We start from the raw sequence: 14,407 nt of genomic DNA, 5'->3' as shown, positions 1-14,407 counted from the left end.
TTGTAGGAATGTCAGACACCAGAATCCATATGAAGACTTATAAGGCCATCATTACGATGCTTATACTGGCGTTTTCATTATCACCATGTTCTGTCAAAAGAAATGTTCTTGATATTTTTGACATTCAATACATCAGCGGTTTAAACAAAGTAAAGATAACATCCGGGCTTTCTTTACACTGTGATACTTCTACTACTTCATCAAAAATTTCCATTTCAAAAGCTGAAGCAAAATCTAAATACAAAGAAACTTTCTCAGATTTTAATGCCAGTATCAGAATTACAGGGGAACATCTTAGCTTTTTTAATGAATATTCTGGGCATACAACAGGAAACAGCCCACCGAAGTATATTTTATTTAAAAGACTGAAATTGAATCTGGCTTAAAACTTCATTTAAGCCTGAAAACCAGTTTTTTACAATACAATATCAATTTTAATGAAACATACTACCAACAGCCAGTCTTATGACCTGGCCGGATTATACACTTTATCTCTCCGAATGGTCATCGGATGGACTTATTTTTCAGCCTTCTGGCGCAGACTTATCCTCGAAAACAAGCTTATTCCTGATGAAAAGGGATATATCGGGGAGAAATTCAATCATTTTTTACCGAATGCTCTGGGAATTAAACCTATTATAGAGTACCTGGTTATCCATCCGGATGCTTTGCAAAGGTCTATGATGATTTTTACAATTATTGAAGCCATCGTAGGATTATTTATCATTTTAGGTCTTTTTACCCGACTGATGAGTATAGGAATTTTCAGCCTTGCTCTGGGAATCTTATTGGGTTCAGGATGGCTGGGAACTACCTGCGTGGATGAATGGCAGATTGGAGTTTTGGGAGTTGCAGGTGGTTTCGTTCTGTTCCTTACGGGGAGTGGTTCTTATTCCATCGATAATTATTTTATAAAGAGAAACAACAGCTTTACCCTATCCAAATGGTTCCAATGGCTAGGTTCGGGAATTCTTCCTATAGCTCAGCCAAAGGTGTTTGTACTAACGGGTTCACTACTGATTTTCGGACTTACCCTTTATACCAATCAATATTTTCATGGGGGCGTTTGGGGAACCTTACACAATAAATCTGTCAAACCAAAGCTTGAAATTTCCAATATTTCCCGTCGTGATTCAGATTTAACATTTGAAGTTTACAGAACTGAAGGCGCCGATGTATATGGTTCTTTCCTTATAGGAATCCATATTCTGGATAAAAACGGAAATATTTTAAAGGAAATCGATCATAAAGAGCTTTCAGAATTTTCTAAAGACAATATCAAAAATCATTATGTAGCCAAAGTAAAACCGGGAAAACACAGTCTTGTTATTCCATTAGGTGCTAAGGCTGATGTCAATATCGGAATTGATGATATTCTTCAGAAAGATGCTATTCATACCTTGAAACTGATTGATATTAGTGGGATTGAATGGGTGGAAATTATAAGATAAAATATTATACCTCATCTGTATTTGCCAGGGAAACATGATTTGGGATGTGTGTTTTGGCTAAAGCCAAATGAATGGGATTTTAATAATGAGAGCGGGCTAAAGCCCGCTCCTATTAATGTTGATATCCGAATGGATAAAATGAAAAGTTATCTCTTCTCCACAATTACTTCATATATACATGAGCTGTCAGGATTGAGTTTCAGCACTTTCATTTCAAATAAAACATCCAGTCCCATAGTATCGCATACTCCCTGTATAAAAGGTTCTATAACCGGCCACTTCAGCAGTCCTGCGATCTGGAGACTTTGTGTGATTTTGTGGTAACGGTCTACTCCTTTAATCAGTAGTTCAACTCTGTGGTCATTTAATTCTTTGAAATCAAAATTATATTCGGGACTGGATGTAAAAACTGCTCCAATTACGATTTTGGCGACTGCCGGAATTCCTGGCTGCAGATCAGGTTTTGCTTCCAGATTTCTCAAAGCCATTTTTGATCCGAGATCGTACATAAAAGCAGTAGAAAGCTCATTAATGGTCTCTGCACCATAAAGCTTACCTGCCTGCTTCAGTAATCCGCCATAAAATGCTCCTGTAATATCTGAGAGACGTTGGGTAAGTTCTGTAAACGTCCCGGGAAAGAAATCTGAAATAATCAGGTTCTGATCCATTTCTGGCAAATAGACATCATGTTTCCTGAAATCTGATAATGCCGTAAAAGTTTCCGGAAGCTGTATTGGATTCATAGTTAAATTTTATAAAGTAGGTTATTAGCAAATACAAATATTTTTAAATCATAAAACACGGTATCGATTTAAAAATATCCAGAATGAATAAAATATCTGTTCCTCTATTTCTTTATTCAATTTCAGAAATCAGGAATACCACCCTTTACTTTAGCATCAAAAAATACATGAAAGTAATGGAAAACTATAACACTAAATATTGGATTACAGATAAGCATGTAATATTATACTCCAATCTGGGCCTTTTGAAAAGGTTTTATAGGGATGAGGGAATCTATTCATATTTTTTCATTTGGTAGCGTAAAGCTAAAAAAAATAAATAAATTCTCCAATAAGTGATATTATTTTTATAATAAAAGATTGATATATAATTAGAACGGAAGGAGGAAGATGGAAATCATAATAATTAATGTAATGAATCTTAAGTCATTATCATTTTAAACAAAAAACCTCCGGAATATCCGAAGGTTTTAGTTAAAATTTAGTGCATGGCTTCACTCAAATCTATCTTTTCTTTACTCTTTCTTTCTTTAATAAATAAGATAAACGGAATACATATTAAAAATATTACCCCGAGGTAAAGAAATACATCCATATAAGACAATACTGTTGCCTGCTTGGTGACAGAGAGGTCTAGCATTTTATAAGCAGCATTCATTGCGGCATCAGGAGTCATCCCTTTTGCAATGAAACTGGCTTTCAAAGCTGCCAGCCTTTGCTGGACATCAAAACTGTTTACATCGAGGTGAGAAATCAGATTATTCCTGTAGGTCTGGCCTGCATTGGCAATGAAAGTCGTAATCGCGGCAATCCCGAAAGATCCTCCCAACTGTCTCATCATTCCTGTAAAGGCTGCTCCCTGACCAATTTCTTGTCCTTTAAGAGTACTTAATGACAAGGATGTTATCGGAATAAATAGTAATCCTAATCCTGCACCTCTTACAATCAGCATCCAAAAGAAAGCATCTTTACTGGTGTCCGGAGTCAGAATTTTATATCCCCAGAAACTATAGATAAAGAAGATAAACAATCCGAGGGAGACCAATATTTGTTGTTTTGCACCTTTCGCCAATAATCTACCAATGATAGGCATCATAAAGGCTGTTGTTAATGCAGCCGGAATCATCAATGCTCCTGACTGAAGTGCCGTCCAACCCAAAATACTCTGCGTGTACAGTGGAACAATAAATGTGGACCCATAAAGCCCAAATCCAAGTACAAATGACATCATTGTTCCGATTCTTAAATTACTGTTTTTAAGTACCCTAAGCTCTACAATCGGATATTTAAAGGTAAGTTCCCGCCAAAGAAATAATATAAATCCTAAAACAGCTGCTACTGTAAACGCTACAATCATTCCACTGGCAAACCAGTCTTCCTCATGTCCTCTTTCCAGAATGAATTGTAATGAACCTACTGTTACTGCCAGCAAACCAATACCTATCCAGTCAACATCTGAAATTTTACGTTTTTCAGCATATTTCGGACTTCTCACAAACTGCAGTGTCATCAAAGTTGCTGCAATCCCAATTGGAATATTAATATAAAAAATATAGGGCCAGCTGAAATTATCAACGATATATCCTCCCAATGGTGGGCCTAATGTAGGACCAATAATTACCCCAAGACCATAAATGGCTTGAGCCATACTTCTTTTTTCTATCGGATAAGATTCCGTAATGATCGTTTGTGAAGTTACCAATAAGGCTCCCCCACCGATTCCCTGCATCAATCTGAAAAATACCAGCTCCCAAATATTGGTCGCATTTCCACATAAGAATGAAAATATGGTGAATATAATGATGGATGCCGCAAAGTAATTTCTACGTCCAAACTGCTGGGAAAGCCAACTGGTCATCGGTACGATAATTACGTTTCCGATGGCATAGGCAGTAATTACCCAGCCCACTTCTGAAAGCGTAGCTCCAAGATTCCCCTTCATTTCATTCAAGGCAACATTGACAATCGTGGAGTCTACAATTTCAAGAAGGGCACAAAGAATAGCTGTGATTGTAATAATCACTCTTCGGGCTCCATATTCTACTAATGAGTCTTGCATAATTTTATTTGAATATTTGTATTAATGTAAAATGTTAGGATGTATTAATGATTTTCAATTCATCATGAATACATTTTACGTAAATACATGAATACTATTTCAAAGAAACCTCAGCCTTCACATTCATCCCTGTTCTTAATCTTTTTGCAATATTCTTATCTATATTTACAAAATCAATTTTTACGGGAAGTCTCTGAACTACTTTTACGAAGTTTCCACTTGCATTATCCGGAGGAAGGATAGAGAACGTAGCCCCAGTAGCCGGAGAGAATGAACTTACTACTCCCTCAAATTCCTTATCAGGGAAAGCATCAATCTCAATTTTCACTTTCTGGCCTTCTACCATTTTATCTACCTGCGTTTCTTTAAAGTTCGCCACTACCCATTTTTGGTCATTTTTAACCAAAGCAAATAGCTGGGCTCCTGCCTGAAGATACTGACCTGCCTGAGTGGATACTTTTCCAACATATCCGTCTTCAGGAGCTAAAATTACCGTGTATGATAAGTTTAATTTAGCATTTTCTACATCTACTTCTCTTTGTTTTGCTACTGAATTCGCAACACTGATCTGTTGAGAGCTCGCTGCAGTCTGAGAAGAAGCAATGGTAGTCTGCTGCGCAATTTGGTTTCTTTGCTCTACCAACACCTGAAGTTGTTTATCTGCAGATTGTTTGGCAGCCAAAGCCTGCTCATATTGCTGTTCTGTAATAGAGTGATCCTTTACAAGATTCGCATATCTTTTTAAATCCTGAGAAGTCTTCCAAACATTTACTTTAGCCGCTTCAATCTGTGCATTGGCTGTTGCTACAGCAGCTTCAGAGCTATTGATATTCTTAGAAGTAGCGGTAGTAGTAGCTTCTGCAGTAGAAATATTACTTTTTGCTGTTGTTAAAGCAGCTTGTGACTGTTCAAGAGCCATTTTTTGGTCTCTGTTGTCCAAAATCACAAGAGTGTCCCCTTTTTTTACAAATTGGTTATCTTTTACTTTTACCTCAGCTACATATCCTGATATTTTGGAAATTACCGGTGCCATATTGGAAGCAATCTGAGCATCGTCAGTCTCTTCATGATACTGCCCGTAGCTATATGCTCTGTAACCGTAGATTCCTCCTCCGATTACTACAGCTGCTAAAATGATAGGAAAAACTAAACTTTTTTTCTTTTTAGGTTCAGCTGCCTGTGTATTATTATTTTCCATTTTGGTTTCGATCTGATTATTTAATTGTTAAAGTTCCTGTTGTTTGCAATAGTTTTCTGTAAGCTAGAGCGGCGTCTGCTTTTGCATTGATTACGCCAACGTTAGCAGCAATCTGAGCGGCGTCTGCATCCAATAATTCTGTCATGGTTGCAAGACCGTTGTCATATTTGTTTTTTGTAATTCTGTAGTTTTCATTAGCCTGTTCAGCAGATTTTTCAAAAACAGAAATTCTTTTTTTAGAATAATCTGTATTCTGATATTCTCTGTTTACATCAAGCTTAATGTTATCATTCAGCAATTCGTCAGTAGCTGCCAATTGCTTTTCTCTCGCTTGAGATTGTCTTAATGATGAGTTTTCTTTCCAAATATTGGATAAGTTGTAAGAAATTCCGATTCCTACATTCAATGCATTATATACGGTAAGAAACTTAGGAATATCTGCTGCTATGTAGCCTCCGGTAAATGCTAATGAAGGAAGATTTTCTGCCTTGGCTGCTTTCGTTCCCAATTCTGCTGCTTTTCTCTGTTGAACTAAAGCCTGAAGATCCTTACGGTTTTCTCTTGCTTCGTTCACATAAAAATCAACAGGTTTTACTTCTGAGCCTTCTTCAATATAATTCTGATCTACCTCAAGTGTTGTATTTTCAGGAAGTCCTAATAACAAATCCATATTGATATTGGCAATATTGTAATTATTTTTAGCTTCAAGCAGCTGAAGTTCAATATTAGAAGTCTGAAGATTGGCTTTTAACCTGTCGTTTCTAGCGATCAGTCCATTGTTTTCCATTTTAAGGAAAGTTTCGTCTCTCTTTTGGGATGCCGCCAGATTTTCTTCAAAAACTTTGATAGACTGATTAGCTTTAAACAGATTATTATAGGCCTGAGCCACATTATAAGCAATAGCAGTCTTGTCATTTTCCGTGCTTAGCTTTGATGCCTCTACCAAATATTTTGCTGACTGAATACCATATTTAATTCTTCCGCCATTGTAAATAGGAACACTAAGATTAGCCGAACCGTATAATACCTGATGAATCTCCGGGCCGCCTGCTGCACCTGAAGCTCCTCCAAGTTTCATATCTACAGTCGGTTTCATCGGAAGGTACATATAACTTCCTGAAATCTTCAGCTCCGGAAGCTGTCTGTTTTTAGCTTCCAAAAGATCAGCAGTAGCCTCCTCGATCTTGGCTGCATCGATCTTGAGATTCTTGCTGTTCTGGATTCCCAGCTGCACAGCTTCGTCAAGAGAAAGGGTCTTTTTCTCCTGAGCATTTGCATTTGCTATTCCTACGAATAGTGATAATGCAATCACTGAGTTATTTATTCTCTTCATAACCTAAAAGGTCTTTTAGTAAATGTTTTATATGTTTGTTAAGTTCTGTATAGTATTTTTCATCAAAAACACTCTCATCTTCTGTATTATTAAGGAACTCCTTATACATTAGTTTAGCATTAAGTGCATAGAACAAGGTTCCGCTCACCGTGGAATGAAGTAGATAAATAGGAGGATTCTTTGTGAAAATTCCATTTTTCAGACCACGCTCCAGCAATTGAGAGTACATGGAGATGAAGCCTATCTTTGTCTCTTTCAAAAACTCTAAAATCTGAGGATTTTCCGCATGCAACTGCTCTCTCTGCATAATCCTGTAAAAACATTTTTGATTTTTGATTCTGTCTGAGAATTGATCTATTATTTTTACAATTTTCTCCCACTCATTCATGTCAGTTCGCTCCAGGATATCCTTTGAAAAAAATTGTCCTTCCCTCATCCTATATTCCACCAGTTTCTCATAAAGCTTCTCCTTAGAACCAAAATAATATGAGATCATAGAGATATTTACATTAGCCGCTTTTGCAATTTCCCGGGTTGAAGTTCCTTCAAAACCCTTTTCTGCAAAGAGTTTTTCTGCTGCGAATAATATATTTTCTTCTTTTGAAATCATGTTAGTGTTCATTTTCAGGGTGCAAATTTACACAAGTTTTGAAACAAATCAAACGATTGATTGATTTTTTAATATAGATTTAATTTATATTTACAAAAAACAAACTCTATGGGCTTATTCGATTTCTTTTTAAAGATATTTAAGAGAGAGAAAAAAAAACAGACAAATGAAGTAACTTTTAAGAATGATACTCCGCAGGAAGTGCCAATTGCTCCAATCAATGAAGAGATATCCGCTCCATTAGAAGAAACAATTACTCCGTTAACGCAAGAGACGAATACCACATCCATTGAAGACACCCCTGCTGTATCAGAAGAAACGGTTGTTCCATTCAATGAAGATGGAAACCGCTTCGACCTTGAAATCATTGAAGCCTTCAAAAGATATCATTCTAATCCTACACTTGATGTCAATCTTCCGCTTGAAGATGACAGAGGTAATACCTACCTCGCTCATGAAGCTTATGGAACCCTTTTCAAAGAATGGAAAGATATTCAATCAAAATGGGACCGCATGTCTTTATTTTACCGTTTCTGGGACCCATCTCAATTTGAAAAGCTTGAAGACTGGCAGGTGATTGAAAGGTTCGTAAAAGATCGATATTCTAAAAAAGCACTTCAATATTTTGAAGAAAATATGTCGGATAAAAGGCATTTTACTAAGGAAGAACTTGTTTCACTTTCAAAACTTCATCGGGTATTATTGAATAACCCTGCAGCAAAGGACTATATTGAAACAGCCTATGAAGATCATCCTGATGATAATGCTGTAAAAGTGGAATATGCAACGGTGCTCCATATTATAGGAAATCACTCTGAAAAAGAACTTTCCCATCAGTTATTTCATGAAGTACTGGATAACAAAATACAACAAAATGATACGGAATCAGTTTTTGATTGTTTCAGGTTCTCCGAAGGCTATACGGATTCTTCTATTTTTGCCATGCTTTATCTGATGAATACGGAAGCTGATAATGATACATGGGATTATGTTGCTGAAGAATATTATTATTGTCCTGTATTCAGATATGAACATGCTGTACAATTGGCTCAGACCGGTAATTCTTTGAGAGCATTGGCAAAACTTACCTCTTTAAGTCAGGAGTTTCCATGGTTCAGGACTGCTCTAGAGAGTACCATTGGTAATATTAAATTGATGCGAAAACAGCTCGATAATCCTGATTTTATGGAAAAAGAACTTCAGGAATTTCAGACTTCATTAAAAAATATATAGAGTAAACAAAAAAGCATTACATTTAGCCACTTAAAAATTTTAGATCATGAAAAAAATAATCTCAGTTCTTGCCATCGGTTTATTTACATTCAGCTTTGCCCAGGAAAAGCCTAAAGAAGGAGGATGTTGCGCTGGAAAAGACAAAAAAGAATGTTCTGTAAAGGATAAAAAGGCATGTTCAGATGCTCATCACAAAGGTTGTGATACCAAGGTAAAAACAGCAGAAAACACGGCAAAAGATAAAAAGACCCCTACAAAAGAAAAGAAAACAGCTTAAAAAACAAACTCCGGAAATTGTCCGGAGTTTTATATTATGTACTTTTATGAATATATCTTGATAATTTTATTCCAAGATCTGTCCAGACTATTTTAGGGTTTCCGTTTCGGGTAAGATGCAGATCTGCTGTATTGATTTCCTCCAGAATACTTTCAATATTGGCTCCACTGATAAATTTTGAAAAACCTGCCCAGTTAAAACCATTGGCATCAATCTTTTTATACACCAGATTTTCCGATTGATAATTCTGAAGAAGTGCTAATCTGAAAATCTCAGAACAGTAATTTAAAAAGTTCTTCTGCTTTTCTCTGTTCCAGCCCGCTATTTCTCTTGCCCATAGAATAATGCTTCTCAGATATTCCGGTTTCTTCTTTACCATAAAAGCATCACGAACCCACTGCACAAAAAGTCTTTCAAATTCATTAGTCTTATCTCCTGAATTCAGCAATTTTATCGCTTCATTAAGGTTTCCTTGGGCTTCATGAACAATTTCTCTTACTTTTTCTTCAGTAACAGAGAAATTTTTCTTTAAATAGCCTTCAATATCTTCATCATGAATCCTTGGAATTTCCACCACCTGAGTACGGGAAAGTATCGTAGGAAGAATATCGTTGGTACTTTCTGCGGTAAGAAGGATAATAGTTTTGGCCGGTGGTTCTTCAAGAAATTTCAGAAACTTATTTGAAGCAGCAATATTCATTTTATCAGCTCTCCACACGATCAGTATTTTGGTTCCGCCTTCGAAACTTTTTAATGAAAACTTCTGGTTCTGATCATCAACTTCATCTGCAGAAATAAAAAGCTGCTTGTTTTCTGATTCTAAAAAGGCAGTCCAGTCATCATAGCTTGCATACGGAGAAGCCAGAATCATTTCTCTAAACTCTTCAAATTTATTTTTACTTAAAGAATTTTTGTTATCTGTAAACACAGGGAAACTGAAGTGCAGGTCTAAGTGATTAAGATGTTCTACTTTTGAAGCAGCATGCTCATTTTCCTGGCTTAAAATCTCTTTTGCATAGGCCAACACCATCGGTAAAGTCCCATATCCCTCCTTTCCTACGAAAAGCTGGGCATGGCTCACTCTGTTTTCGGCAATGCTTTCTCTAAGAAGTTTTTTCAAATTTTCCTGTCCGGCGATGTTCTCCCAATTCATGTTTCAAAGATAAAAAATCTGAAGAAGATATCAGAGTTAAATTTGTGAATGGTTCATTTTTGCTTTGCAAAGTCAAGAGTGAATGGATGGTAAAAGAAATTACAGTGTAAAACAGATTCCCATTTCACCATTCACATGATACAAATAGTGAATTATGGCAATAAATTATACAATTAGATAAATAAAGTAAAATCATGATTCACAATTGACAGCAATAATCTCTAAAGATTAAAAATTCCCCATTATACAGCCCTTAACAAACTTTAACCACATATAATTTTTACAATTCATTAATATTTAAGATATTTGCGCATTATTTTAAAAATAAAGAATGAAAAAAATCTTTGTAGTATCATTCATATCAGTTGGATATTTTCTAAATGCACAGAGTCTAAGTAACTCTCCGTATGCAAAGTATGGAATTGGAGATGTAAAATATGATAATACGATCGAAACTGTTTCCATGGGAGGTATCTCTACTGCTTTTATAAGTGATTTTACCAGTAATTTCAACTTTGCCAACCCTGCAAACAATGCTAATTTCGAACTTACAAGTATAAAACTTGAAGCTACTAACGAAAACAACTATTTCAAATCGAATTTTAACGATATGAAATCTACAAAGCATTCTACGTATCTTTCTAATATTTCATTAGCATTTCCTATTTCCTCAAAGGTGAAAATGGGAATCAGCTACCAACCGTACAGTTCAAAAAGCTATGATATCCTTAGTCAGCGTAAGGCAGATAATGGGACTATTATTGACCAAAACCAATTTAGAGGTAGTGGTACTTTAAACACAGCTGCTGTGGCTTTATCTTATAAGATCAACCAGGAATTCTCTGTGGGAGCAAGGGCTAATTTATATTTTGGGGATCTGTCTGATCTTACTGAGTTCAGCTCTGCAGGTTCAGAATATATTGCCGGGTATGAAACGAAAAACAGAATCAGAAACTTCAACTTTACCTTAGGAACAAGCTATCAGAAGCTGAATAGTCGTACTGATAAGAAATTAACGATCGGAGCTACCGCAACTTTCGGAAATATTGGTAATATGACTACTGAGTTTACCAACAGTACTTACAGATATGCTGATGCAGCTGGTACAAAAACAGATATCAATCCGATTGATTACAAAGAAGATAAATCTAAAAACCTTCTTCCGCTTCAGGCATCCGTAGGGGTTGGATATGGAAGTGAGAACCATTGGTTCCTTTCCGGACAGGTTGATTATAAAAAAGGGGAAGATATTGCTTATTTCGGACAGTCTTTCAACTTACAGGATACTTACAGGATTTCTGCCGGTGGATGGTACTTACCTAATTATAACAACTTCAGAAGCTACTTCTCAAGAGTAATCTATAGATATGGAGCTTTCTATGAAAGAGGAAACCTTAAGCTGGAAGGTAACAGCATCAATAAATTCGGTATTTCTGCCGGAGTAATGCTTCCATTCAAAAACAGCAGTATAACAAGAATGAGTGGTTTAGAGATTGGTGTAGAACTAGGTAAGAGAGGTACTCTTCAAAATAATCTTATCAACCAGAACTTTATTAACCTGAAAGTCGGCTTCAATTTTGCTGATAAATGGTTCAGAAAGTCTCTTTATAACTAGAATGAATTTTTCAAAAAAAATAGTATATAAAAATATAGCATACCTTTTTAGTTGTGCTATATTTTTTATATTGACATCCTGTGAAGAGGATCTTACTAAAAAGAACGGAAATAACAGCAAAAATTTTCCTTCACAGATCATTAATAATGCGAATATCATACAGCGTGATTCCGGATTTGTAATTCTGAAAGCCAAAGCTCCTATTATTGAAAAATATGAACTGATTGACAGTCCTTATACGGTAGCCAGAAAAGGAATTGATATAGAATTTTTCGATAAGAAAAAACCCAAAATGCCGGGAACAATCAAAGCCAAATATGCCAAGTTTTTTGATTACAAAAAGTTTTACGAAGCGAAAGGCAATGTAAGAATTACAACCAACGAGGGCCAAAAATTTGCCATGCAGAGTGTGTACTGGGATCAGATCAAAAAAAGGATCTATACCAAGGATACCGTGTATGTAACGATGGAAGACGGTTCTACATTGGTAGGTGCCAACGGGATGACTGCTAAGGATGACTTTTCGGAATATACTTTCTATAATAATTCAGGAGACTTTAATTCTAAAAGACTTTCTGAGAATAAAAAATAGCTTCTGTTATTATGAAAACGCTTGCCATTGGACTGATGTCCGGAACAAGTTTAGACGGTTTGGATATCTGTCTTGCTGAATTTGAAAAAAAAGACAAATGGCATTTTCAGATCCTGAAAGCTGAAACGCTCCCCTATCCAGCTGATTGGGAAAATAAACTCAGAAATTCCATCCATCTTTCGGTAACAGACCTGCTGGAACTACATTCTGATTACGGATTCTATCTGGGGCAAAAAACTAAAGAATTTATTGAAAAGCATCAACTTGAGCATATTGATCTGATAGCCTCTCACGGACATACGGTTTTCCATCAACCCCAAAAAAAATTTACGCTTCAGATTGGAGACGGCAGAGCTGTTAAAATAGAAACAGGAATACCGGTACTTTATGATTTCAGAAGTCAGGATGTTCTGATGAAAGGAAATGGAGCTCCGCTGGTTCCTATAGGTGATGAGCTTCTTTTTTCACAATATGACGCCTGCCTTAACCTGGGTGGGTTCTCAAATATCTCTCTGACATCACTAGGTAAAAGAATCGCCTTTGATATTGCTCCTGTCAATATTGTCCTTAATCATCTGGCTCAACAGTTGAATGAAAGCTTTGATAAAAATGGGGACATGGCGAGAAAAGGACAAATAAATGAAACGTTAATTGCTGAACTTAATTCTCTAGACTTCTATCAGCAGCTTCATCCCAAATCATTAGGGATAGAATGGTGCCATCAATATATATTTCCAAAACTTGAAGGTATACTTCCTCTGGAAGCCCTGGCTACGTTTACTGAACATATTGCCCAACAAGTTTCTATGGTCATCAACGAAAATGACATAAAGGATATATTGATAACCGGAGGAGGTGCTTATAACACCTTTTTAATAGAGAAAATAAAAGCAAAAACAGAATCCAAGATCATTATTCCGGAAAAGGAAATTATAGAATATAAGGAAGCTTTAATCTTTGCGTTCATGGGCGTATTAAAAATGAACAATGAGGTTAATATCCTGTCGTCTGCTACAGGAAGTATCGCTGACCATTGTTCGGGGATAATCGCTTAATCTACCACCTTTTTTCATAGCACTAAGGTATTTCTTCTTCATAACAGCATTGATATTCTGCTAAACAAATCAATTGATACCATCAATATCATAGGTTGGCTGAAAATTAGTATTTTTAACACATTTCTAAAGCAAAAAGAAATTGTAAAAAGAAATGGCATCAGTCACAAAAATTAAAACTTATCATTTTCTCCCCTGCAAGTATGGACTGGAGCTGCTATTGGATATCGGACGCATCGAAAGTCTGAATCATTATGTATTAGACAGCACATTACATCAGCTTAGCTTCTACGAAATCATCTTTATTGAAGAAGGAAGGGGAACTTTTACATTGGATGAAAATAAGATGCCAGTAGCTCCTCAAACTGTTATTTTCACAAGTCCGGGACAGATACGTTGTTGGGAAATTGAAGAACAAGTTAAGGGCTATACACTACTCTTTGAAAAAGACTTTCTTCATCTTTTCTTCTCGGATGAATTATTTCTGTATCGTTTTCAATACTTCCATCAATACTCAAGCCCTACACAAATGCAGGTATCAGAGGTCTCATTTGGGAAATGCCTTGATCTTTTATATGGAATAGAACAGGAATTCGGGCAGCTTCAGAATGACAGCAATCATTTGATCAGATCACTTCTCTATCAATTATTGGTGATTCTCAATCGATATTACGCAAGTGTTTACAACGTTCAGAGGGACACTTCTGTTCATTCTGATTTTTATAGATTCCGATCTTTATTGGAAAAGAAATTTGTGGATGACCGAAGTGTTGAAGTTTATTCAAGAATGCTAAATATCAGCCCTGGATTCCTTAATAAAATCTGCAAACAGTTTAGTGGATTATCAGCTCAGCAAATGATCCATTACAAGGTAATTTCAGAAATAAAAAAACAGCTTTATCAAAATAAATCTGCCAAAGAGATTTCCTATGAATTTGGGTTCTCAGATCCATCTAATTTCAACCGCTTCTTTAAAAAACTTACTGGTATTACCCCACAACAATACAGAAAGAATATATAAATGACCTTTTTAAGGATAAAATGACCTTTTTATAAAGTAAGAGTGTTCCTATTTTTACAAAAAAAAG

14 protein-coding genes are annotated in these 14,407 nt (G+C 35.9%); 8 read left to right on the top strand and 6 right to left on the bottom strand.

Features of this window, described 5'->3' with window-relative positions:
• Positions 1–29: 29 nt before the first annotated feature.
• Both EG344_RS17915 and EG344_RS17910 read left to right on the top strand, forming a co-directional pair.
• Complete coding sequence (locus EG344_RS17915; protein ID WP_164464462.1) at positions 30–386, top strand: hypothetical protein; 357 nt, start codon at positions 30–32, stop codon at positions 384–386.
• A gap of 51 nt (positions 387–437) precedes the next feature.
• Positions 438–1,451 carry a TQO small subunit DoxD gene (locus EG344_RS17910; protein ID WP_123910734.1) on the top strand — a complete coding sequence of 338 codons (1,014 nt, stop codon included), beginning with the start codon at positions 438–440 and terminating at the stop codon, positions 1,449–1,451.
• Between the two features lie 146 nt (positions 1,452–1,597).
• Here EG344_RS17910 and EG344_RS17905 read toward each other — a convergent pair whose 3' ends face one another.
• The 5 genes from EG344_RS17905 to EG344_RS17885 all read right to left on the bottom strand — a co-directional run bounded on the left by EG344_RS17905 (position 1,598) and on the right by EG344_RS17885 (position 7,394).
• Positions 1,598–2,194, bottom strand: coding sequence for a hypothetical protein (locus EG344_RS17905; RefSeq protein ID WP_123910733.1), 597 nt, complete (start codon positions 2,192–2,194; stop codon positions 1,598–1,600).
• Positions 2,195–2,675: 481 nt separating this feature from the next.
• Positions 2,676–4,253: a DHA2 family efflux MFS transporter permease subunit gene (locus tag EG344_RS17900; RefSeq protein WP_123910732.1), complete on the bottom strand. Its 1,578-nt coding sequence runs from the start codon at positions 4,251–4,253 to the stop codon at positions 2,676–2,678.
• A 94-nt stretch (positions 4,254–4,347) separates the two neighbouring features.
• Positions 4,348–5,451 (bottom strand): HlyD family secretion protein, encoded by a 1,104-nt coding sequence (locus EG344_RS17895; protein ID WP_123910731.1) that lies wholly within the window; start codon positions 5,449–5,451, stop codon positions 4,348–4,350.
• A gap of 16 nt (positions 5,452–5,467) precedes the next feature.
• Positions 5,468–6,784, bottom strand: a complete 1,317-nt coding sequence (locus EG344_RS17890) for a TolC family protein (protein ID WP_123910730.1) — start codon at positions 6,782–6,784, stop codon at positions 5,468–5,470.
• Positions 6,768–7,394: a TetR/AcrR family transcriptional regulator gene (locus EG344_RS17885; protein ID WP_228412757.1), complete on the bottom strand. Its 627-nt coding sequence runs from the start codon at positions 7,392–7,394 to the stop codon at positions 6,768–6,770. Before EG344_RS17885 ends, EG344_RS17890 begins: the two co-directional genes overlap by 17 nt.
• A gap of 108 nt (positions 7,395–7,502) precedes the next feature.
• On the opposite strand from EG344_RS17885, the gene EG344_RS17880 reads away from it, so the two are divergent.
• Both EG344_RS17880 and EG344_RS17875 read left to right on the top strand, forming a co-directional pair.
• Positions 7,503–8,627, top strand: coding sequence for a hypothetical protein (locus EG344_RS17880; protein ID WP_123910728.1), 1,125 nt, complete (start codon positions 7,503–7,505; stop codon positions 8,625–8,627).
• Positions 8,628–8,673: 46 nt separating this feature from the next.
• Positions 8,674–8,904, top strand: a complete 231-nt coding sequence (locus EG344_RS17875; RefSeq protein WP_123910727.1) for a hypothetical protein — start codon at positions 8,674–8,676, stop codon at positions 8,902–8,904.
• Between the two features lie 34 nt (positions 8,905–8,938).
• Here EG344_RS17875 and EG344_RS17870 read toward each other — a convergent pair whose 3' ends face one another.
• The gene (locus EG344_RS17870) at positions 8,939–10,057 is read right to left on the bottom strand and encodes an ATP-binding protein (protein WP_123910726.1); all 1,119 of its coding nucleotides are present in this window, start codon (positions 10,055–10,057) and stop codon (positions 8,939–8,941) included.
• Between the two features lie 331 nt (positions 10,058–10,388).
• Here EG344_RS17870 and EG344_RS17865 point away from each other — a divergent pair, with 331 nt between their 5' ends.
• The 4 genes from EG344_RS17865 (at position 10,389) to EG344_RS17850 (ending at position 14,340) form a co-directional block, all read left to right on the top strand.
• Positions 10,389–11,672 (top strand): hypothetical protein, encoded by a 1,284-nt coding sequence (locus tag EG344_RS17865; protein ID WP_123910725.1) that lies wholly within the window; start codon positions 10,389–10,391, stop codon positions 11,670–11,672.
• Between the two features lies 1 nt (position 11,673).
• A complete protein-coding gene (gene lptC / locus EG344_RS17860; RefSeq protein ID WP_123910724.1) occupies positions 11,674–12,264 on the top strand; it encodes an LPS export ABC transporter periplasmic protein LptC in 591 nt (196 codons plus the stop codon).
• A gap of 11 nt (positions 12,265–12,275) precedes the next feature.
• Complete coding sequence (locus EG344_RS17855) at positions 12,276–13,319, top strand: anhydro-N-acetylmuramic acid kinase (RefSeq protein ID WP_123910723.1); 1,044 nt, start codon at positions 12,276–12,278, stop codon at positions 13,317–13,319.
• A gap of 154 nt (positions 13,320–13,473) precedes the next feature.
• Positions 13,474–14,340 carry an AraC family transcriptional regulator gene (locus tag EG344_RS17850; protein WP_123910722.1) on the top strand — a complete coding sequence of 289 codons (867 nt, stop codon included), beginning with the start codon at positions 13,474–13,476 and terminating at the stop codon, positions 14,338–14,340.
• Positions 14,341–14,407 lie beyond the last annotated feature (67 nt).

This window comes from Chryseobacterium sp. G0162, assembly GCF_003815715.1.
In the GTDB taxonomy this organism is placed as follows: domain Bacteria; phylum Bacteroidota; class Bacteroidia; order Flavobacteriales; family Weeksellaceae; genus Chryseobacterium.
Note: the sequence above shows the minus strand (reverse complement) of the source record. Positions and strands in the feature narration are given on the sequence as shown.

Coding starts and splice junctions, on each gene's coding strand:
- EG344_RS17850 (WP_123910722.1), top strand. CDS start 13,474: ATGGCATCAGTCACAAAAATTAAAACTTATCATTTTCTCCCCTGCAAG.
- EG344_RS17890 (WP_123910730.1), bottom strand. CDS start 6,784: ATGAAGAGAATAAATAACTCAGTGATTGCATTATCACTATTCGTAGGA.
- EG344_RS17885 (WP_228412757.1), bottom strand. CDS start 7,394: ATGATTTCAAAAGAAGAAAATATATTATTCGCAGCAGAAAAACTCTTT.
- EG344_RS17855 (WP_123910723.1), top strand. CDS start 12,276: ATGAAAACGCTTGCCATTGGACTGATGTCCGGAACAAGTTTAGACGGT.
- EG344_RS17880 (WP_123910728.1), top strand. CDS start 7,503: ATGGGCTTATTCGATTTCTTTTTAAAGATATTTAAGAGAGAGAAAAAA.
- EG344_RS17875 (WP_123910727.1), top strand. CDS start 8,674: ATGAAAAAAATAATCTCAGTTCTTGCCATCGGTTTATTTACATTCAGC.
- EG344_RS17900 (WP_123910732.1), bottom strand. CDS start 4,253: ATGCAAGACTCATTAGTAGAATATGGAGCCCGAAGAGTGATTATTACA.
- EG344_RS17905 (WP_123910733.1), bottom strand. CDS start 2,194: ATGAATCCAATACAGCTTCCGGAAACTTTTACGGCATTATCAGATTTC.
- EG344_RS17915 (WP_164464462.1), top strand. CDS start 30: ATGAAGACTTATAAGGCCATCATTACGATGCTTATACTGGCGTTTTCA.
- EG344_RS17910 (WP_123910734.1), top strand. CDS start 438: ATGAAACATACTACCAACAGCCAGTCTTATGACCTGGCCGGATTATAC.
- EG344_RS17865 (WP_123910725.1), top strand. CDS start 10,389: ATGAAAAAAATCTTTGTAGTATCATTCATATCAGTTGGATATTTTCTA.
- EG344_RS17895 (WP_123910731.1), bottom strand. CDS start 5,451: ATGGAAAATAATAATACACAGGCAGCTGAACCTAAAAAGAAAAAAAGT.
- EG344_RS17870 (WP_123910726.1), bottom strand. CDS start 10,057: ATGAATTGGGAGAACATCGCCGGACAGGAAAATTTGAAAAAACTTCTT.
- lptC (WP_123910724.1), top strand. CDS start 11,674: ATGAATTTTTCAAAAAAAATAGTATATAAAAATATAGCATACCTTTTT.